The 19409-nt window shown below is 67.6% G+C and carries 16 protein-coding genes and 2 pseudogenes; 4 read left to right on the top strand and 14 right to left on the bottom strand.

The features are described from left to right. Positions 1-48: 48 nt before the first annotated feature. The 7 genes and pseudogenes from F1643_RS18375 to ald form a co-directional block, all read right to left on the bottom strand. Positions 49-1734 (bottom strand): methyl-accepting chemotaxis protein, encoded by a 1686-nt coding sequence (locus tag F1643_RS18375; protein WP_194914663.1) that lies wholly within the window; start codon positions 1732-1734, stop codon positions 49-51. A 332-nt stretch (positions 1735-2066) separates the two neighbouring features. Next, a complete protein-coding gene (locus F1643_RS18370; protein WP_194914661.1) occupies positions 2067-2420 on the bottom strand; it encodes a DUF6867 family protein in 354 nt (117 codons plus the stop codon). Position 2421: 1 nt separating this feature from the next. Continuing rightward, on the bottom strand, positions 2422-3132 hold the full coding sequence (locus tag F1643_RS18365) for an ABC transporter ATP-binding protein (RefSeq protein ID WP_194914659.1): 711 nt from the start codon (positions 3130-3132) through the stop codon (positions 2422-2424). A gap of 3 nt (positions 3133-3135) precedes the next feature. Continuing rightward, entirely contained in the window at positions 3136-4047 is a 912-nt protein-coding gene (locus F1643_RS18360) for an ABC transporter ATP-binding protein (protein WP_194914657.1), read from the bottom strand. 8 nt (positions 4048-4055) lie between these two features. Beyond that, positions 4056-5546: a high-affinity branched-chain amino acid ABC transporter permease LivM gene (livM, locus tag F1643_RS18355; RefSeq protein ID WP_194914512.1), complete on the bottom strand. Its 1491-nt coding sequence runs from the start codon at positions 5544-5546 to the stop codon at positions 4056-4058. 5 nt (positions 5547-5551) lie between these two features. Next, complete coding sequence (locus F1643_RS18350; RefSeq protein WP_014189442.1) at positions 5552-6457, bottom strand: branched-chain amino acid ABC transporter permease; 906 nt, start codon at positions 6455-6457, stop codon at positions 5552-5554. Positions 6458-7216: 759 nt separating this feature from the next. Further along, positions 7217-8337: pseudogene (gene ald, locus F1643_RS18345) on the bottom strand (alanine dehydrogenase). Positions 8338-8543: 206 nt separating this feature from the next. On the opposite strand from ald, the gene F1643_RS18340 reads away from it, so the two are divergent. Both F1643_RS18340 and rnk read left to right on the top strand, forming a co-directional pair. Continuing rightward, positions 8544-9023 (top strand): Lrp/AsnC family transcriptional regulator, encoded by a 480-nt coding sequence (locus F1643_RS18340; RefSeq protein ID WP_194914655.1) that lies wholly within the window; start codon positions 8544-8546, stop codon positions 9021-9023. A 411-nt stretch (positions 9024-9434) separates the two neighbouring features. Next, positions 9435-9857 carry a nucleoside diphosphate kinase regulator gene (gene rnk / locus F1643_RS18335; protein WP_255543010.1) on the top strand — a complete coding sequence of 141 codons (423 nt, stop codon included), beginning with the start codon at positions 9435-9437 and terminating at the stop codon, positions 9855-9857. Positions 9858-9976: 119 nt separating this feature from the next. Here rnk and F1643_RS18330 read toward each other — a convergent pair whose 3' ends face one another. The 4 genes from F1643_RS18330 to F1643_RS18315 all read right to left on the bottom strand — a co-directional run bounded on the left by F1643_RS18330 (position 9977) and on the right by F1643_RS18315 (position 16575). Beyond that, positions 9977-11164: a DNA polymerase IV gene (locus F1643_RS18330; RefSeq protein ID WP_194914652.1), complete on the bottom strand. Its 1188-nt coding sequence runs from the start codon at positions 11162-11164 to the stop codon at positions 9977-9979. Between the two features lie 117 nt (positions 11165-11281). Further along, positions 11282-11836 (bottom strand): DUF2335 domain-containing protein, encoded by a 555-nt coding sequence (locus tag F1643_RS18325; RefSeq protein WP_194914651.1) that lies wholly within the window; start codon positions 11834-11836, stop codon positions 11282-11284. 427 nt (positions 11837-12263) lie between these two features. After that, positions 12264-12959, bottom strand: a complete 696-nt coding sequence (locus F1643_RS18320; RefSeq protein ID WP_194914650.1) for a response regulator transcription factor — start codon at positions 12957-12959, stop codon at positions 12264-12266. 55 nt (positions 12960-13014) lie between these two features. After that, positions 13015-16575 carry a PAS domain-containing hybrid sensor histidine kinase/response regulator gene (locus F1643_RS18315; RefSeq protein WP_194914649.1) on the bottom strand — a complete coding sequence of 1187 codons (3561 nt, stop codon included), beginning with the start codon at positions 16573-16575 and terminating at the stop codon, positions 13015-13017. Positions 16576-16845: 270 nt separating this feature from the next. Between F1643_RS18315 and F1643_RS18310 the strand changes: the two genes are divergently transcribed. Next, a complete protein-coding gene (locus F1643_RS18310) occupies positions 16846-17094 on the top strand; it encodes a hypothetical protein (RefSeq protein WP_111070105.1) in 249 nt (82 codons plus the stop codon). Between the two features lie 117 nt (positions 17095-17211). On the opposite strand, the gene F1643_RS18305 is transcribed toward F1643_RS18310, so the two are convergent. The 3 genes from F1643_RS18305 to F1643_RS18295 all read right to left on the bottom strand — a co-directional run bounded on the left by F1643_RS18305 (position 17212) and on the right by F1643_RS18295 (position 18618). Continuing rightward, the gene (locus tag F1643_RS18305) at positions 17212-17502 is read right to left on the bottom strand and encodes a hypothetical protein (protein ID WP_194914648.1); all 291 of its coding nucleotides are present in this window, start codon (positions 17500-17502) and stop codon (positions 17212-17214) included. Positions 17503-17595: 93 nt separating this feature from the next. Next, positions 17596-17844 carry a hypothetical protein gene (locus F1643_RS18300; protein ID WP_085092051.1) on the bottom strand — a complete coding sequence of 83 codons (249 nt, stop codon included), beginning with the start codon at positions 17842-17844 and terminating at the stop codon, positions 17596-17598. A gap of 348 nt (positions 17845-18192) precedes the next feature. After that, the gene (locus tag F1643_RS18295; RefSeq protein WP_194914645.1) at positions 18193-18618 is read right to left on the bottom strand and encodes a TerB family tellurite resistance protein; all 426 of its coding nucleotides are present in this window, start codon (positions 18616-18618) and stop codon (positions 18193-18195) included. A 276-nt stretch (positions 18619-18894) separates the two neighbouring features. Here F1643_RS18295 and F1643_RS18290 point away from each other — a divergent pair. Further along, positions 18895-19409 (top strand): annotated as a pseudogene (locus F1643_RS18290) (hybrid sensor histidine kinase/response regulator); the annotation flags it as partial.

Below are 19409 nucleotides of genomic sequence, written 5' to 3'. Positions count from 1 at the left end.
GGCAACGGCAGGTCTTCCCTCCTTCTCCCGGGGCGGGAGAGGGCGTTCTCACGCCGCCTTCACATCCCCCGTCGCCTGCTGGCGCACCTCCGCCAGGAAGCGGTCGACCTCGGCCGCCAGCGCGCGGGTCTGGCCGGACAGGCCGCGGGCGGCGTCCTGCACGCCAAGCGCCGTGCTGCCGGCGCTTTCCGCCGTGTGGGCCAGCGCGGCGATGGTCGCCGACACGTCCTGGGTGCCCAGCGCGGCCATCTCCACCGCCCGAGCGATCTCCCTGGTGGCGGCATTCTGTTCCTGCACCGACTGGGTGATGGTGCCGGCGATGCCGTCGATCTCGGTGATGGTGCTGCCGATGGCGCCGATGGCGTCGGCCGCCTCGCGGGTCACCGACTGCATGGCGTTGACCTGGGCCGCGATCTCGTCGGTGGCCTTGGCGGTCTGGTCGGCCAGACCCTTCACCTCGGTCGCGACCACGGCGAAACCCTTGCCGGCCTCCCCAGCGCGGGCGGCCTCGATGGTGGCGTTCAGCGCCAGCAGGTTGGTCTGCTTGGCGATGGCGTGGATCAGCCCGACCACCTGGCCGATGCGCTCGGCATTGGCGATCAGCCCCTGCACCGTTGCGTTGGTGCGGTCGGCGTGCGACACCGCTTCCCCGGCGATGCGGGCGGAATGGCCGACCTGCTCGGAAATGCCGCCGATGGAGCCGGCGAGTTCGGTCGCCGCCGCCGCGGCGGAACGGACGTTGGACTGGATGTCGTCGGATTCGCGGGCGACGTTGCGGGTCTGGCTCGACGCCTCACCCACCTCCACGGCCATGCGGTCGGCGCTGTCGGCCATGCCGGATGCCGACTCGGCGATGCCCTCCACCAAGCGCTTCACCGTGCCCTGGAAACGGTCGGCGAGGTCGAGCAATGCTGCGCGCTTGGCCTCCTCCGCCTTGGCATCGGCTTCGGCTTGCACCGCGTGCATGCGGTCGATGGCGCGGGCGTTGTCGCGGAAGACGGTGACCGAGCCGGCCATCGCGCCGATCTCGTCGGAACGGCCGGTGCCGGGCACCTCCACCGCCGTGTCGCCGCCGGCGAGAGTGGCCATGGCCGCCGACATGGCGCGCAGCGGGCGGATGACGATCCGGCCGAGCAGGACGTTCAGAAGGGCGATCTGAACCACCAGCGCGATCAGGCAGATGGCGATCTGGTTGCGCATCTGGGTGGCGATGGCGTCGACCTGCTGGTCCAGGCTCCAGGCGATCTGGAGGGCGCCGACCAGCCGGTTGCTCTTGCCGGTCACCACCGGCACCGTCACCACGATGTGGCCCTTGGCGGAGCGGGTCTGCGCCCCTTTGCCGGCCAGCACCGCCTCGACCAGATCCTGATCGGCCTTCAGGTCGTATCTGGCGAAGCGCTGGTTGGAAAAGTCGGCGAGCGTGCCAGAAGCGGTCGCGGCGCGCAGCGAGGCCAGCTGCACCTCGCCGCTGTCGGCCAGCGGCATGAACTCCGTCTCGATGGAGGCGCCGTCGCCGGCGACGAAGCTGGTCTTGGTGGCGTTCGCCAGCATGTCCGTCTTGACGCGGGCGTCGTGCGTGGCCAGCCGCACCGCGTCGTCATACTGCATCTTGGCCTGCAGCCCCATGATGACGATGAAGCCGCCGACGATGGCCGCCACGAAGGCCGCCGTCACCTTGCGTCCGACGCTCCAGAACCGACGCGGCCGGGATGCGGCCGCCTTGTCCACTGCCATGCTCTAGCCCCTTCCCGTGCCGCCTTCGCTTGCCCAGATCGCCGGCCGTCAAGGCACGACGACGCGCCGCCGGCAGGGCCGGCGTTTTTTGGCAAAGCGTCAACGAATTGCAAAATTTAAATGGTATTGTAACAGCGTATCATGGTCTGCGCCATGATCTTCATCTCTGACTTTCGGAAGATTGCCGGTTGTCACAGCAATCCCAAAGTTGTGGTCTAGATCTGTCAAAGTGAAGGCGCCGCCGTCGCTCGGACGAAGCGGCGCCTTTTCATGCCAGGAATTTCACAAATCCAGCTTTAATTCTTCTTCGGCGGTGCTTTGACTGAGCCGCTTCAGCCGCGGGCCGGATTGCGTTCCCGCCAGCCGAACGGCCCGGCGGTCTCATAGAGCCACGGATACTGGTTGACCATGCGCCTTGCGATGGCGATGCGGTGGGCGGTCAGCGTGATCAGGCCGATCACCACGGTGTGGACGATGAAGCCCCACAGCGACAGCAGCTGCTCGCCGAACAGGCCCCAGGCCAGGAAGCGGTCACCCAGCCCCAGCAGAAGCGAATAGGCCAGCACGCTGGACACCGGCTTCCACCCTTCGGCAAGCGTCTGGCCGGTCAGCACGCCGCAGCCGCCGAACACCAGAACCGTCAGGAACACGAACACCGGAACGGAAGAGCCGAGGATCGTCTCCATCTCAGTGGCCCCCTTCCAGATAAGCCGCGCGAACCTCCGGGTCGGCCAGAAGCTGCGCCCCCGTCCCCGTCATCGTGATCTTCCCCGTCACCATCACATAGGCCCGGTGCGCCAGCTTCAGCGCGTGGAACGCGTTCTGCTCGACCATGAACACCGTCATCTTCTGTTCCCGGTTGATCTCCTGGATCACCTGGAAGATCTGCTTCACGATCAGCGGCGCCAGACCGAGGCTCGGCTCGTCCAGCAGCAGCAGCCGCGGCTGGCTCATCAGCGCCCGCCCGATCGCCAGCATCTGCTGCTCGCCGCCCGACATCGTGCCGGCGCGCTGGTTGATGCGCTCCTTCAGACGCGGGAACAGCGTCAGCACCCGCTCCAGCTCGCGCTCGAAGCTGCCGGGCTGGGCGACGATCGAGCCCATCTGCAGGTTCTCCAGCACCGTCATCCGCGGGAAGATGCGCCGGCCTTCCGGGCTTTGCGCGATGCCGCGCCGCACGATCTCGTGGGTGGGCAGGTCGGTGATGTCCTCGCCCTCGAAGAACACCCGGCCCTGGCGGGCGCGGGGGCTGCCGCAGATCGTCATCAGCAGCGTCGACTTGCCCGCGCCGTTGGCGCCGATCAGCGAGACGATCTCGCCGGCGCCGATCTCGATGTCGATGCCCTTCAGCGCCTCGATGGCGCCGTAGTAGGTGTGGACGCCCGATACCTTCAGCATGGCTCAGGCCCCCTTCTGCGCGCTGGTCTGGCCGGCGCCCGCCTGTCCGGCGGTGGGCGGCATGTTCAGGTCGGCGGCGACCTCCGGCGGCAGGGCTTCGTCCTCGTCCTCGCCCAGATAGGCGCGGATCACCGCCGGGTCGTTCTTCACATGCTCCGGATCGCCATCGGAAATCTTCCGGCCATAGTCCAGCACCACAACATGGTCGGAAATGCGCATCACCACGCTCATGTCATGCTCGATCAGCAGCACGCCCGTGCGGTGACCCTGCGGGGTCTGGACGTCGCGGATGAAGGTCAGGATCTCGGCCAGCTCCGCCGACTCGCGCGGGTTCAGGCCCGCCGCCGGCTCGTCCAGGCACAGCAGCACCGGCTCCGTGCACATGGCGCGCGCGATCTCCAGCCGGCGCTGGGCGCCATAGGGCAGGTTGCCGGCTTCCCAGTCGGCGAACTCGGTCAGGCGCACCCGCTCCAGCCAGTATTTCGCCAGCTCCACCGCCTCATGCTCGGCCTTGCGGTAGCTGGGAAAGCCCAGCAGGCCGCCAATGGCGAAGGTCGAGGCGCGCATCAGCTTGTTGTGCTGGGCGACGATCAGGTTCTCCAGAACGCTCATGCCGCTGAACAGCCGGATGTTCTGGAAGGTGCGCGCCACGCCGGCCAGCTGGGCGATGCGGTAGCCCGGCATCCGCTCCAGCAGGAACTCCTTGCCGGCGGGGTGGCGCAGCGTCAGCCGCCCCACCGTGGGGGTGTAGAAGCCGGTGACGCAGTTGAACAGCGTCGTCTTGCCGGCGCCGTTCGGGCCGATCAGCGCGGTGATCTCGCCCGCCCGCGCCTCGAACGACACGTCGTTGTTCGCCACCAGCCCGCCGAAGCGCATGGTCAGGTGTTCGACCGTCAGAAGCGGCTTGTCAGTCATCACGGCGCTCATTTCGCGGCTCCCGCCGGGATCGGCTTCTTGCCGCCATGCAGGAGGATGGTCGGGTCGCGGTGGGCCAGCAGGCCGCGCGGACGCCACAGCATGATCACCACCATGCCGGCGCCGAAGGCCAGCATGCGGTAGTCGGCCAGCTCGCGGAACGCTTCGGGCAGGCCGATCACCAGCAGGGTGGCGACCACCACGCCGATCTGGCTGCCCATGCCGCCCAACACCACGATGGCCAGGATGATCGCCGACTCGATGAAGGTGAAGCTCTCCGGGCTGATGAAGCCCTGGCGCGTCGCGAAGAAGGAGCCGGCGAAGCCGCCGAACATCGCCGCGATCGCAAAGGCCGCCAGCTTCATGTTGGTGCGGTTGATGCCCAAGGACGCGCAGGCGATGTCGTCCTCGCGCAGGGCCTCCCACGCCCGGCCCAGCGGCAGCTTGCGGACCCGCAGCGTGAACAGGTTCACCACCAGGGCGAGCGCCAGGATGAGGTAGTAGAGGAAGATGATGCGGTGCAGCGGCGAGAATTCCAGCCCGAACATCTCGTGGAAGGCGGCCATGCCCTCGGCCGGGCTGCGGGAGAAGTCGGCGATGCCGAAGAAGCTCGGCCGCGGAATGCCGGAGATGCCGTTGGGGCCGCCGGTGAACTGGTACCAGTTGACCAGGATGATGCGGATGATCTCGCCGAAGCCCAAGGTCACGATGGCGAAATAGTCGCCGCGCAGCCGCAGCACCGGGAAGCCCAGCAGCACGCCGGAGATGGCGGCCAGCACGCCCGCCAGCGGCAGGCAGACCCAGAAGCTGAGCCCGAAGTAATGGGCCAGCAGGGCGTAGGAATAGGCGCCCACCGCATAGAAGGCGACATAGCCGAGGTCGAGCAGGCCGGCCAAACCGACGACGATGTTCAAGCCCCAGCCCAGCATGATGTAGGTCAACAGCAGGATGCCGATGTCCAGGATCATGCGGTCGGCCAGCGGGGTGAAGGGCAGCACGACGGCGAAGGCGACGGCGACCGGGCCGATGTAGCGGCTGGCATGCTGCACCTTGGCCGCGACGCGGTCCATGCGCTTGTCGCGGTCGGCCTGGGACAGCTTGGAGCGGCCGGTGGCGACCGTCATGGCGGCGCGGATGGCGATGACGCCGCCGCCCAGCACCAGCACCAGGCGCAGCACCTGGGTCGGCATCGGCAGCAGCAGCCCGACGCCGGCGCAGACCAGCGCCAGGATCAGCACCGGCAGCGCCATGCCCTGGCGGATCAGCCCGAGCCCGAGCCGGCCGAGGAAGACCAGCAGCAGCGAGGCGACGACCTCCTCCGGCCGGGCTTCGATGCCGAGCCCGGTGGGGCGGTCGACCGTGCGCAGGCCCACCAGCGGCACGGTCAGCAGCAATGCCACGAAGGCGGCGAGGCCGGCGTCCTTGACGGTGGCGGCCCAGTCGACGCCGCGGGCAGCGCCGCCCGCGGCGGACGAGACGGTGTTGGAGTGCATGGTCATGGCGCTTACACCTTCTCGATCTCGGGCCGGCCGAGCAGGCCGGTGGGCCGGAAGATCAGGACGAGGACGAGGATGGAGAAGGTTGCGACGTCCTTCCATTCGGAGCCGACATAGCCGGACCAGAAGGCCTCGATCAGGCCGATGACCACGCCGCCGAGCATGGCGCCGGGCAGCGAGCCCACCCCGCCGAGCACGGCGGCGGTGAAGCTTTTCACGCCCGCCAGGAAGCCGATGTAGAAGTCGATGACGCCGTAGATCAGCAGCACCATCATGCCGGCGACGGCGGCGAGGGCGGCGCCCATGACGAAGGTCAGCGAGATGACGCGGTCGACGTTGACGCCGAGCAGCCCGGCCATCTTCTTGTCCTGCTCGCAGGCGCGCTGGGCGCGACCCAGCGAGGTGCGGTTGATCAGCATGGTGAAGCCGACCATGAGGACGAGGGTGATGACGATGGTGGCGAGGCGCACGTAGCTGACCGAGACGGCGCCGTCCATCATGGTGAGGTTGCCGGGCAGGATGGGCTGCAGCGGCTTGGAGCGGGCGCCCTGGAGGAGCTGGATGTAGTTCTGCAGGAAGATCGACATGCCGATGGCCGAGATCAGCGGCGCCAGCCGCGGCGAGGAGCGCAGCGGCCGGTAGGCGATGCGCTCGACCGTCCAGCCATAGACGCTGGTGAACAGCATGGAGGCGAGCAGCATGACCAGCAGGGCCAAAGGCACCCAGGTGATGCCGAGCGCGCCGATGGCCAGGAAGGTGATCAGCGCCACGAAGGACCCGATCATGTAAATCTCGCCATGAGCGAAGTTGATCATCCCGATGATGCCGTACACCATCGTGTAGCCGATCGCGATCAGGCCGTAAATCGCCCCAAGCGACAAGCCGTTGATCAATTGCTGTATGAAATAATCCATCAGGCGCTCTTCTCCCACTCTCCCAGATCATCGAATAGGCAGGCACGCGAAACCAGATTTGAGCCGTGTGCGGCGGCGGAGTTCCGATCCGGATGAACGGGGGAGAACATCCAGGACCGAGGCAGGGGACGCTTGGAACCCCGCCGCCGCACACGGTTCTTGCCGAAGCCCCGCCGGATGCGGGATCCGGCGGGGCTTCGGTCAAAGGCGGTATGGGGGACCCGTGCGGGTCTGCATGTGGAGGGCCGGAATCGGACCAACGGACATCAGGACGAGCGGCGACGTCATCCGGACGCGCGACACTGTCACTCGAACGCGCGACGATGTCGCGGGGGCGCGGTCCCGCACCCGGGCGGCATTCCGTCGTTCGGCCATGGTCAACAGCTCCCACTTGCGCGGCACGGCTTGCGGCCGTGGCGTCCCCACCGGCATCGCTGCCGGGCAAACCTGTTGTGAATCGGCCGGAATGGACGGAACGACCGCCCAGCCCGGCCCAGTCGGCGAAAGGCGCCGAGCCTTACCCTGTTCTATTCTGTTCTTGGCCTCTCACCCCGGCACTTTGGTGCCGGTGGCGGATGCTGCCCTTTTTCTTGTCACAGACAGGTAAAGCAACTTGATCCGTAGGCGCAACACTCTCTTTCCTGCGGCGGAAAAAAACAACATTCCTCGCGCTGTCCCCGTCGATTTCAAAACGAAATTTCCCAAAAGAGGATTTCAGCAAAATTCCGTTCAGTTCTTTGTCAACAGCTGTTCACATGTTCAGCCGACGAGGTTGCGGGGGTCGGTGAAGGGCTGTCCCAGGGCGTCGGCGACCGCCGCGTAGGTCAAATGTCCGGCATGGACGTTCAGTCCCTCCAGCAGGTGAGGATCCTCGGCCAGCGCCCGCTTCCAGCCCTTGCCGGCCAGCGCCTGGACGAAGGGCAGGGTGGCGTGGTTCAGCGCCTCGGTGCTGGTGCGGGCAACGGCACCCGGCATGTTGGCGACGCAGTAATGCACCACGCCGTCCACCACATAGGTGGGATCGGAATGGGTGGTGGCGTGGCTGGTCTCGAAACAGCCGCCCTGGTCGATGGCGACGTCCACCAGCACCGAACCGCGGCGCATCCCGGCCAACTGGTCGCGGCGCACCAGCTTCGGCGCCGCCGCCCCCGGCACCAGCACGGCGCCGACCACCAGATCGCTGTCGGCGACCAGCCGGTCGAGCGTGTCGGCCGAGGCGTAGACGGTCTTCAGCCGCGGCCCGAACAGATCGTCGAGTTGGGCCAGACGGGGCATGGAGCGGTCTGCGATGGTCACGTCGGCGCCCAGCCCCATCGCCATGCGGGCGGCGTTGGCGCCGACGACCCCGCCGCCGATGACCAGCACCTTGCCGGGCAGCACGCCGGGCACGCCGCCCAGCAGGATGCCGGAGCCGCCGTTGCTCTTCTGCAATGCTACCGCGCCGACCTGGATGGCCATGCGGCCGGCGATCTCCGACATCGGCGCCAGCAGCGGCAGCCGGCCGGCGCGGTCGGTGACGGTCTCGTAGGCGATGGCGGTGCAGCCGCTGTCCATCAGCAGCCGGGCCTGTTCCGGATCGGGGGCGAGGTGCAGGTAGGTGAACAGCACCTGATCCGGCCGCAGCCTGCGACATTCCGCCGGCTGCGGCTCCTTCACCTTCACGATAAGCTCGGACTTCGCGAACACCTCTTCGGCGGTGCCGGCGATCTTGGCTCCGCCGCGCGGTAGGCCTCGTCGGAAAAGCCGATCTCGGCGCCGGCGCCGCTCTGCACCAGCAGGGCATGGCCGTCCGCCGCCAGTTCGCGGACCGAGGCGGGCGTCAGGCCGACCCGGTACTCATGGTTCTTGATTTCCTTGGGCACGCCGATGCGCGCGACCATGCGAGAAGTGACCATGAGAGTTCTCCCCGATGCGAACCCCCGTCGAACCCGATCTGGTGTCATTGGAAACCATCGGTCAGGCGGATTGTCTCGGATGGGCCACTATACGTCCGTCCGAGCGGGTGAATCTCTGCAAAGCCTTGCATGAATCCCCCATAGTGTGGTGGAGCTTTCGCAGAATCCTCCACATCTTCGAACAAAGTTGCATGCACGCCCTGGACGCCCTGGACCACAAGATCCTGCGCCTTCTCCGCAAGGACGGCCGGATGAGCAATGCCAAGCTGGCGGCGGAGGTCGGGCTGTCGCCATCGGCCTGCCTGCGCCGCCTGCACATGCTGGAGCATTCCGGCGTGATCCGCGGCTATACCGCCATCATCGAGACGGCGGACGAGGAGCGGTCGGTGACCGTCATCGTCCAGATCACGCTGGAACGCCAGACCGAGGAGTATCTGCGCCGCTTCGACGCCGCGGTGCGCCGCTGTCCGGAGGTGCGGGAGTGCTACCTGCTGTCGGGCAGTTCGGATTATCTGCTGCGGGTGGTGGCGCAGGACCCGGCCGACTATGACCGCATCTACAAGGACTCGCTGTCGCGCCTGCCCGGCGTCCAGCGCATCCAGTCCAGTTTCGCCATCCGCAGCGTGGTGCGCCCCGGCAGCCTGCCGGCGCTGGAGGAACAGGCGGACTGACCGTTGCGGGAACGTCCTCTTCTTGCCCAAGGGTGGCAGGTTCGCTCCGGAAGGGCTTGCTTCAGGGAGTGGGGGCCGCGTGCCCCCGTCGTGATCGGGTAATCCTTGAATTCCGGAGCGAACCTGTCCAAGCTTGGGGAACCATGACACTGCCGCCCCGCCATATCCGTAACCTCCTGCGTGCAGGCCGCGTTCACGCAGGCTCGCTCGCCCCGGATCTGGTCGCCTGAGGCAAGGCTCCCGGACCATCCGGGGCCAACATAGTCTCCGAATTCAAGAGAGCCGCTCGAACCGCATCCATGCGGCCGCGGGTTTATCATGTGCAACCGCTGCATGACCGATGAGGCGTCCACCGGGGGACGCCGCCTGGCGGTCGGTTGTGCATGCCGAGAAAAGCGAAGGAAGACCTTGATGCGTCCCGCAGACCAGTTTCCGCCCATCGTGCTGACCGCCACCGACCATGACCGCCTCTCAGCTCTGGTAGAGGCCGTTTCCGAGAGGTTGCCCGATGTATACGAGTACCTCACGGTCGAACTGGAGCGCGCTGCGGTGATCGATGCCGGCGAACTCGTGACGACGGTGGTCACGATGGGCGCGCGCGTGGCGTTCCGGGACGAGGTAACCGGACAGGAGCGGACCGTCACCCTGGTTTATCCGCGTGATGCCGACCTCGCGGCCGGTCGGGTGTCGGTGCTGACCCCCATTGGCGCGGCCCTCATCGGCGTCGCGGAAGGACAGTCGATCACATGGTACACGCGCGAGGGCGAGGCGAAGACCCTGACCGTCTTGGCCGTCGAGCCTCCCATTGCGGACGGGGACGCCGTCGCCGCATGATCCGCGGTCGGAAAAGCGGCTGCACGCCCGTCCTCCAGCCTCGCGACGTTGCTCCCGTTCGTGCCGTCCGATGGGACATACAGCCCTGTGCCAAGGCCGCCGATCTTTCATGCCCCCTCTCACCCGAACAGGTCGAGCTCCGGATCCGGCGCGGTTTCCGGGTGGGTCAGGTCGGTGCAGCCGATGCCGATCAGGCGGAAGGCGCGGCCATCCACCTCGCGTTCCAGCAGGGCGATGCCGGCGGCCAGGATCGTCTCGGCCGAGCGGGTCGGCTCCACCCGGCGGGAGCGGGTCAGCTGCTGGAAATCCTTGGTCTTCAGCTTCAGCACCACGCTGCGGCCCAGCAGCCCCTCGCGCTCCAGCCGGCGGGCGACCTTGTCGGCCAGCGGGCGCAGCTCCTGCGCCAGGGCGGGCAGGGTGGTGACGTCCCAGTCGAAGGTTTCCTCCGACGAGATGCTCTTGCTCGGCGATTCGGGCTGGACCCGGCGGGAATCCTCGCCGCGGGCATAGTTGAACAGCACCCGGCCCATGGCGCCGTAGCGCTTGACCAGCCAATGCTCGTCCTTGTCCTGCAGGTCGCCGACGCGGGTGATGCCGTCGGCGAACAGCTTGCGCTCCAGCGCCGGGCCGACGCCCCACAGGATGGTGACCCGCTTGGGCGCCAGGAAGCCCGCCGCCTCCGCCCGGCCGAGCGCGGAGAAACCGCGCGGCTTGTCGAGGTCCGAGGCGATCTTCGCCAGCAGCTTGTTGTAGCTGAGGCCGATGGAGGCGGTGATGCGCAGCTCCTGCTCGAACCGGCGGACGATCTCCACCAGCGCCTGGGCCGGGCTGATGCTGAGGCGGTCCTCGACGCCGGTGAGGTCGAGATAGGCCTCGTCGATGCTGATCGGCTCCACCAGGGGGGTGAAGGCCTCCATGATCGCTCGGGCTTGGTGGCCGACCTCTTTGTATTTGGCGATGTTCGGGCGGATGATGGTGGCGTCGGGGCAGCGGTCCAGCGCCTCGCGGATCGTCATGGCGGAGCGCACGCCCGACATCCGCGCGACATAGCAGCAGGCGGCGACCACCCCGCGATGGTCGTCGCCGCCGACGATCACCGGCCGGCTCGCCAGCTCCGGGCGGTCGCGCTTCTCCACCGTGGCATAGAAGCTGTCGCAGTCGATGTGGCCGATGGACAGGCTGTGCAGCTCCGCATGGCGGAACAGCCGCCGGCTGCCGCATTTCGGGCAGCGCGTCACCTCGCCCTGGCCTGCGCTTGATGGGGCGGCGGCGCAGTCGCGGCAGACGCAGTGCGGGGTGGCGGTCATTTGCACTGGCACTCTGGCTCCAGGTGCAGAAGAGCCACTTTATCAAAGGGCGGATGTCGCGGCCAGGGGTAAGTACATATAGTGAACGGAGGGTGGTGTGCCAGAGCACCTGACTGTTCACTTCCTGCGTTTGCCGTCCGCAGCTTGGGGAGGCTGGGAGGGGGGCTGACTGCGCCGTGCCTGCTTCCAGGCATTGATGAAGGCCGGAACAAGGCCAAGAGCGCTTGCCCCAACCAGAGCAAGTGCAACCTGCTCATGGCCGGTGACCGCACAGAAGATCGCACCGATTATCAAGCCGGCAGCTATCAGGAAGCCAAAGCAGAGACTCCAGAATGAATTCCTGGCCTGCGAGTGGATCGCGGTTCTTTCCCAATGGATCTGGTGGTCGAGCTGGCGCTCTGCCATCGATAACATGCGCTCCGCAGCGCCCGGCACGATCTCTTCATATTGTCGAAGCAGTGCGGGCGGCGGCATGGGGCCTTCGAAAAGCTCATGCCTTTCAAGAATGCTTACGACGGCGGCACTGGCCTCTTCGGCCTTTTCTGGCCCGAGCATTCCTTCAAGGACCTGCTCGATTGTGTTTTCCAACGGCTCTGGAACAGGAAACGTCCCCTGCTGGGCAGAAGGCGCTTTCGTTGAATCGGTCTTTTGGTTTTTTTGATTGGGCATCATGGGGGCGATGGCGTCAGAAGGCCTGCCCGCCCCGTTCACGCCGCATCACTGTGCGAACATGATCTCCAACCGCCCGCCAGCTGCCGCGAATGCCGTCACCGCTGTAGCGCGGTGGGTTGAATTCGGTTGGTCCGAGCAACGTCATCGCACCCAGCCCCATGACGAGACCGGACCAGAATGCGCGGCCAGCTTTCGGTGTCGCCGACGCACGGTCTTCCCGTTGCCTACGATACACGGCTTTCTTGCTGTTCCCCACGACATCCTCCCCGCTCATCGAGCGTCACATCATGCCATGTGCCTCAATGCGTCTCAACGCGTCATAACATGACACGCTATAACAGATGGATGCGCAGGACGGTTATGGCAATCTGCACAAACATGCTGTCGGCTTGGCGTATGCAAGTTACTTTCAGGCGCCTGCCATACCTCACCGCAGCACATCCCCGCCCACCGCCAGCCGGCCGGCGACCACGGCGGCCTGGGTGCGGCTGACCACGTTCAGCTTGCGCAGGATGCTGGAGACGTGGACCTTCACCGTCTGCTCCGACACGTTCAGTTCGCCGGCGATCTGCTTGTTCAGCTTGCCGTCGACGATCATCGTCAGGATGCGCAGCTGCTGCGGCGATAGAGAGGCGAAGCGGCGGGCGGATTCTGCCTCGTCGGCTTCGGATGAGGCGGCGGACAGCGGCGGCGCCCAGGTCTCGCCCGACAGGATGGCGCGGATGGCGTCGGCCATCGCCGGCATCGACAGCGATTTGGGGATGTAGCCCGAGGCGCCATAGGCCAGCGCCCGGCGGATGGTGTCGGAGTCCTGAAGCGCCGACAGGATGGCGACCGGCACGGTCGGGTGGTGGGCCAGCATCATGAACAGGCCGGCGAAGCCGTGGGTGCCGGGCATGTTGAGGTCGAGCAGCACGAGGTCGATGTCGGCCGGCCGCCGCCCCACCGCGGTCATCACCGAGTCGAGGTCCGGGCATTCGATCACCCGCACCTCCGGCATCGCCTTGCCCAGCGCGTCGCGCAGCGCCGCCTGGACCAGCGGGTGGTCGTCGCCGATGACGATGGTCGTTCCGTCGCCGGCCGTTGCGTCGGTCGCTGCACTCGCGGCGCTGTCCTCGCCCATGGCTTCCGCACTCCCCCCATTAGCGGCCGTCCGGCTTTTTTTTCCGGTTCCAGCCTTACCGTTCGGCCACCGCAGACGTCTGCAGGGCCGCCCCGTTCAGGAAGCGACGCAGCGACGCCGGCTTCACCGGTTTGTAGAGCACGCCGCAGCCGCAACGCTCCGCCTCGGCCCGCACCGCTTCGGACCGGTCGGCGGTCAGCAGCAGCCCCTTGACCGGACGGCCCCACAATTCCCGCAACCGCTGCAGAACCGCAAGCCCCGTCTGCCCTCCGCCTACGTGATAATCCACGCAGACCACATCTGGAAGTGTGCCGTCGAAGGGGGCGAGCGCCGCCAGCGCGCCGGACACGTCCGACGCCGTCGCCACCCGGCAGCCCCATTGGCCGAGCAGGGCGCGCAAGCCCGCCAGGATCGGCTCCTCATTGTCGATGCACAGCACCAGCAGCCCGGCCGACAGGGCGGTGGGGACGGAAACCGGGCGGACGACCGGGGCGGCGCGCGCCTGCTCCATCGGCACCTCCACGGTGAAGCCGGTGCCGCGCCCGACGGTGGAGTGCATCGTGACCGGATGGCCGAGCAGCCGGGCGATGCGGTCGACGATGGCGAGGCCCAGCCCCAACCCCTTGTCGGTCGGGTCGCCGTTGCCGTCTTCACCGCCCAGCCGGCGGAACTCCTCGAACACCTCGTGGTGCCTGGACTCGGGAATGCCGGGGCCGGTGTCCCACACCTCGATGCGCAGACGGTCGCCATGAACAGGGTCGCGGCGGCGGCGGCACCCCAGCAGCACCCGGCCCTTGGGCGTGTAGCGGATGGCGTTGGACAGGAAATTCTGCAGCACCCGGCGCAGCAGCTGCGGATCCGACCGCACCGCCGCGCCGCAGCCGACCACCTTCAGCGTCAGCCCGCGCTCCTGCGCCAGGGCGGAGAACTCGACCCCCAGCCCGCCCAGCAGCTCGTCGATGGCGAAGCTGCGCAGCTGCACCCGGACATTGCCGGCATCCAGCGAGGAGATGTCGAGCAGCCCGCCCAGCAGCATCTCGGTGGAGCGCAGGGCGGCGGCGGCATTGTCGATCATGCCGCATTCGGACTCCCGCTGCTCCACCGTCGGCAGGGGAACGCGGATGCTTTCCTCCAGCGCCGAGACGAACAGGCGGGCGGCGTTCAGCGGCTGCAGCAGGTCGTGGCTGGCGGCGGCGAGGAAGCGGGTCTTGCTGGCGTTGGCCGCCTCGGCGTCCGCCTTCGCCTGCTGCAGGGCGTCGGTGCGCTCCTGCACCCGGTGCTCCAGGCTTTCGTTGGCCTCGCGCAGCGCCTCGGCGGCGCGGTAGCGCTCGGTCACGTCGGTGTAGGTGGAGACGTAGCCGCCCTCCGGCAGCGGGTTGGCGACGATCTCCAGCACCGTGCCGTCGGGCCGGCGCCGCTCGTAGCGGTAGGGCCATCGCAGGTTGGCGGTGTCGCGGTTGATCAGCAGCGCCTTCATGTCGTGGGCGCTGTATTCGCCGCGACGCTCGTTGAAGCGGATCAGGTCGGCGAAGGGCACGCCCACCCGCACCATGTCGGCCGGCAGGTCGAGCAGTTCCAGGTAACGGTGGTTCCAGGCGGCGATGCGGTGGTCGGCGTCGATCACGCAGATGCCCTGGCCGATATTCTCCAGCGTCGCCTGCAGCAGCTTCCGGTTGAAGCGCAGCGCCTCCGACGCCTCGTCCAGCATCGCCATGGCGTCGCCGCGCGACAGCGAGCGCCCCTGGAGCGAGGCGGCCATCACCACCCGCGCCGACGCGGCGCCGATGGCGCCGGCGATCAGCGTCTCGGTGAAGCGGACGGCGTCGAGGTCGGCCGGGCCGGTTTCGCCCTTGCGGCCGGCGGCATAAGCATCGAAGGCGGCGTTGCCGCGCTCCGCCCCGACGAAGCGAATGGCGAGCGCACGCAGGTCGGCCAGCTTGGCGAGCGCCTGGGGGGTGTCGTCCTCGTCCCGGTCGGTGGTGGCGGTGGTGTAGAAGACGGCCTGGCTGCGCTCCACCGCGCTGGGGCGGGCGAGCAGCGACCCGGCGACGAAGGCGATCAGGTTGGCCAGCAGGCTCCACAGGCTGGCGTGGGAGATGGGGTCCAGCCCCTCGATCCCGAACAGCGCCTGCGGCCGCAGCCAGCCGATGCCCCAGGGGCCGACGTCGAACAGCGCGTCGGGCACCGGGACGATGCGGGCCATCGACGGCACCAGCAGGGTGTAGACCCACAGCAGGAAGCCGGCGCCCAGCCCCGCCAGCGCCCCCACCCGGTTGGCCCGCGGCCAGTAGAGCCCGCCGAAGAAGGCCGGCCCGAACTGCGCCACCGCGACGAAGGACAAGAGGCCGATGACGGTCAGCGGATAGTCGCGGTCGACCAGCCGGTGCATCACATAGGCCAGCAGCAGGATGCCCAGCACCGACAGCCGCCGCACCAGCAGCAGCGTGCCGACCATGTCGCGCCGGCCGACGCGGGCGGCGAAGCGCGGGCGGCTGAGCAGCAGCGGCATCACCACGTCGTTGCACAGCATGGTGCTGAGCGACACCGCGGCGACGATGACCATGCCGGTCGCCGCCGACAGGCCGCCGATGAAGGACAGCAGGCTGAAGCCGCCGGCTCCCGCCGCGATCGGCAGGGTGATCATGAAGGTGTCGGGGTTGATCCCGTCGCCGCCATGTGAATCGGACCCGAAGGTGATCAGGCCGGCCACCGCGATGGGGATCATCAGCGCGCTGAGCGCGACCAGATAGGTCGGATACATCCAGGCGGCGGCGCGCAGATGGCGGGGATTGTCGTTCTCCACCGTCATCACATGGTACATCTGCGGCAGGCAGAGGAAGGCGATGATCGAGATCGCCGTGTTCGACCACCATGTCGGGTCGGAAAAGCTGGGCGACAGCAGCGGCTCCGCCTGCGGCCGGGAGATCAGGTCGGTGTAGCCGTCGAACATGCCCCAGACGATGAAGGCCGCCACGGCCAGGAAGACGGTCAGCTTCACCAGGCTTTCGAAGGCGATGGCCAGCATCAGGCCGCGGTGATGCTCGCTGGCGTTGATGTGGCGGACGCCGAACAGGATGGTGAAGACCGCCATCGACAATGCCACCGCAAAGGCGGTGTCGCTCCAGATCGGCGGCGGCAGGGCCGCCGGCGAGGCCAGCGAGGGCGCGGTCAGCACGTCGAAGCTGGCCGCCACCGCCTTCAGCTGAAGCGCGATGTAGGGCAGCACCCCCACCAGCGCCGTCAGCGTCACCAGCGCCGCCACGGCCTGGCTCTTGCCATAGCGGGCGCCGATGAAGTCGGCGATGGAGGTGACGTTCTGCGCCTTGGTGATGGCGATGATCTTGGTCAGAACCGGCCTTGCGGCCAGCAGCAGGATCATCGGCGCCAGATAGATCGGCAGGAAATCGAAGCCGCTGGCCGATGCCCGCCCGACCGACCCGTAGAAGCTCCAGCTCGTGTTGTAGATGCAGAGCGTCAGCGCATAGAGGATGCCGGCCGCGCGCGGGGAGGACAGCACCAGCGTCCCGCCCGCGGTGCGCCGGTCGCCCCACCAGGCGATGGCGAACAGCACGCCCAGATAGGCCGCCGACACGGCCAGGACCAGCCAACTCTGCACGACCGACGGACCTCTCGGGAGGGATGGGGATGGGGGCGGAACGGGGGACGGAAAAGCCGGCAGACCCTATCCCAAACGGCCCGCCGGCAACAATGTCCGGCCGTCCGCGGCTGGAACGATCGGGGGTCTCCGTCGGTTTACTGCGACGCCGTCGCTGGGAAAGCGTCGCGAAAAGCCCAATCTGTGGCAAGATGGCTTATCGTGAACGAGCCCGGCCCCTGGTGCCGGACCCGGTGCGTGGCCTGAAACGGAAGACGGACACCCAACAGAATGCTGATAGACGCCTATTTGGGGTTCCGGGTCGGGGACGTGGTCCTGGATCGCGCGGAGCTTGCCGCCGGTACCGCCACCATCAAGGAGATCCACGTCGTCCCGTGCGACTGGGCGCATGGCCTGACCGGCATCGCCGTCATGGAGAACGGCGCAGAGCGCTTCATCGTCCAGCTGAAGAAGGTGCGCCCGACCGAAGAGGTCGAGACCGAAAGCAACGTCCGGCCCCTGCGCCACCGCGCGCGTTGAGCGGAAGCCGCCGACGCTGAGAACGGCGAGGAAAACGGAAGGCCCGGCGCCCCTGATCGGAGCGGCGGGCCTTCGTTTATGCGGCGGGGGATACCCGGCGGCCCTTCGGCGACGAAGTCAGTGGCGAAGCTGTACGCGTCCGCCGCCCATGCGCGCGTCGTCGACGCGGGCGATGGCGGGCAGGCCGCGCAGGAAGGCGGCGCCGGTGTCGGTCGCTTCGAACAGGACGTGGCCCTGGCGGTCCTGGCCGCGGAAGCGGGCCTCGGTCGCCATGCCGGCATTGCGGACGGCGGCCGACAGCTCGGACACGGCCTTCCAGATGCGGGCACGGTGTTCGGCGGCGCTGGAACAGCCGGAGGAATCCGCGACGGCCAGCGTTACGGTAAAGGAATGAAGCTCGATCGCCATGGTGGCACCACGGAACAGGAATTGCGGGAATGAAGCACCCGGATCGTTCCGGCCATCGGCCGGATACGGCACCGGCCCTTGGGATCGAGAAACTCAGTCGTAACGGGGAAGCTTCGACAGGACGATGTCGCTGATGAGGCCGCGGAGCTGGCTGACCGGGAGCTGTTCGACCGGTATGCGGACGGCGCGGGCGTAGGTCTCGCAAACGTGCCAGGCGTGGTCGGGTTCGACCAGGATGTGCCGGGCAAGATCTTGGTCGTCGGCATTCGCCCGGCCGGGGAGCGCCTTTTCACAGGCCAGGACGGTTTGCACCATGTCGCTGGCCAGACTGTGCAGATTCATGGATGGCACCTTCCCATGTTCGGGAATTGGTTGGGGGCACGAACAGATTAAACCTTCGGACCAGTTCCCACAACGGTGCCTATGACGTTCGGCTGTGACAATTGAACGTTCGTGCCACAGTGGGCGCATCGGCAAAGCTGACGGTGGCCGGCCTCTCACCTGCATGAACATAGGTCGGGGCGGTTTATTCCGCCTTTGACCGTTTCGCGGGTCAGACGCGGCAAATTCCGGCCAGCTCCTGCGGCAATCCCCTCTTGCGCCGGCCGCGGTTTTCCCCATCCGGGCAAGGCATTGCCGGCCGCTCCCGATCCCGGCGGGCCGGGACCGGGAGCTGCATTCACCCGGCCGTCAGGCGTCCAGCACGGTCCGGCTGTTCTTCACCACCAGCGCCTGGAAATAGGGCTGCAGCTTGGCGTCGTCGAAGCCGAAGGCCTGCTGGAAGCGGATGATCAGGTCGCGCTCGCCCTGCTCCGCCTCGCCGTCGGCCATGGCGCTGTCGATCATGTTCAGCAGGATGCACAGGCGCTGCTGTTCGTTCAGCTTCGGCGCGACCTCTCCCAGGAACGTGTCGGGCGGGGTGCTGCGCGCGAACTTGAAGCAGCGGTCCAGCTCCTCCCGCGTGGCGCTGCGGCCGAGGACGGAGATCAGATGGCCCACCTCCTCCGGATCGATCTCGCCGTCCGACCCCATGCAGTAGATCAGCGAGACGACCAGCGCCCGGCGCGGGTTCAGCTCCAGCGGAGCGTTGCCCTTGAACATATCGAACAGACCCATGTTCCTAGCTCCCCAATGGTCGAGACGTCCGCGCATTTGGGCCCGTGGGGTACCCCGTGCAAGATGGGGGCGGTGGCGATTTTCTCGTGCGAGATCGGCCGATGCCGCCACCGCCGCCCGCCACCGCCGCCCGCCATCGGGCAAACCCTGAGGCGGGCCGCCGTCGATTAGCGCGCCGGCCCGCCGGCTTTCGTGATAGTTTGGACTTGAAGCATTGGTTTGGCCGCGACGATCGGGCTGCATCGCGCGGCGGGTCGGGGAATTCCGGGAGGATCTGTGGGACGCTTCGTCCGGGGCGCTCTGGTGGTGGTCGTCGTCCTGGCCGCATTGGCCGGCAACGCGGCGCACAGGATCTATTACGACTACCAGGACACGCAGCAGCGCCGCTTCGCCATGGTCCGCGACATGGCCCGGCTGGTGGACGACCATGTCCACCGGACGGTGCGCACGGCCGACATCGCGCTCGACCAGACGGCGGCGATGGTGGCGGAGGCCGGCGGGCCGCAGAAGGTGCGCGACCTGAAGCACTGGACCCGCCTGCGCGAATACGCCGCCCATATCGAGGGTGCGGACGCGATCTGGATCTATGACGCCGACGGGCGCGCCGTCCTGGAATCGGCCAGCTTCCCCAACCGCATCGCCGGCTTCGCCGATCCGGCCGGGCTGGAGGCCCTGCGGAGCGGCATGCGCCTGCATATCGGCGCTGGACAGCCGGGCCGCACCGCCAGCCAGCCGCTGGTCTTCCCGGTGTCCCGCCCCTGCATGACGACGAAGGGCGCTTCGTCGGCGTG

Origin of the sequence: Azospirillum sp. INR13 (assembly GCF_015390205.1) — a bacterium.
GTDB lineage: Bacteria > Pseudomonadota > Alphaproteobacteria > Azospirillales > Azospirillaceae > Azospirillum.
Note: the sequence above shows the minus strand (reverse complement) of the source record. Positions and strands in the feature narration are given on the sequence as shown.

Excerpts from the sequence above, each read along its gene's own strand:
- F1643_RS18375 (WP_194914663.1), bottom strand. The coding sequence starts at position 1,734 with ATGGCAGTGGACAAGGCGGCCGCATCCCGGCCGCGTCGGTTCTGGAGC.
- F1643_RS18370 (WP_194914661.1), bottom strand. The coding sequence starts at position 2,420 with ATGGAGACGATCCTCGGCTCTTCCGTTCCGGTGTTCGTGTTCCTGACG.
- F1643_RS18365 (WP_194914659.1), bottom strand. The coding sequence starts at position 3,132 with ATGCTGAAGGTATCGGGCGTCCACACCTACTACGGCGCCATCGAGGCG.
- F1643_RS18360 (WP_194914657.1), bottom strand. The coding sequence starts at position 4,047 with ATGACTGACAAGCCGCTTCTGACGGTCGAACACCTGACCATGCGCTTC.
- livM (WP_194914512.1), bottom strand. The coding sequence starts at position 5,546 with ATGACCATGCACTCCAACACCGTCTCGTCCGCCGCGGGCGGCGCTGCC.
- F1643_RS18350 (WP_014189442.1), bottom strand. The coding sequence starts at position 6,457 with ATGGATTATTTCATACAGCAATTGATCAACGGCTTGTCGCTTGGGGCG.
- F1643_RS18340 (WP_194914655.1), top strand. The coding sequence starts at position 8,544 with ATGCACGCCCTGGACGCCCTGGACCACAAGATCCTGCGCCTTCTCCGC.
- rnk (WP_255543010.1), top strand. The coding sequence starts at position 9,435 with ATGCGTCCCGCAGACCAGTTTCCGCCCATCGTGCTGACCGCCACCGAC.
- F1643_RS18330 (WP_194914652.1), bottom strand. The coding sequence starts at position 11,164 with ATGACCGCCACCCCGCACTGCGTCTGCCGCGACTGCGCCGCCGCCCCA.
- F1643_RS18325 (WP_194914651.1), bottom strand. The coding sequence starts at position 11,836 with ATGATGCCCAATCAAAAAAACCAAAAGACCGATTCAACGAAAGCGCCT.
- F1643_RS18320 (WP_194914650.1), bottom strand. The coding sequence starts at position 12,959 with ATGGGCGAGGACAGCGCCGCGAGTGCAGCGACCGACGCAACGGCCGGC.
- F1643_RS18310 (WP_111070105.1), top strand. The coding sequence starts at position 16,846 with ATGCTGATAGACGCCTATTTGGGGTTCCGGGTCGGGGACGTGGTCCTG.
- F1643_RS18305 (WP_194914648.1), bottom strand. The coding sequence starts at position 17,502 with ATGGCGATCGAGCTTCATTCCTTTACCGTAACGCTGGCCGTCGCGGAT.
- F1643_RS18300 (WP_085092051.1), bottom strand. The coding sequence starts at position 17,844 with ATGAATCTGCACAGTCTGGCCAGCGACATGGTGCAAACCGTCCTGGCC.
- F1643_RS18295 (WP_194914645.1), bottom strand. The coding sequence starts at position 18,618 with ATGGGTCTGTTCGATATGTTCAAGGGCAACGCTCCGCTGGAGCTGAAC.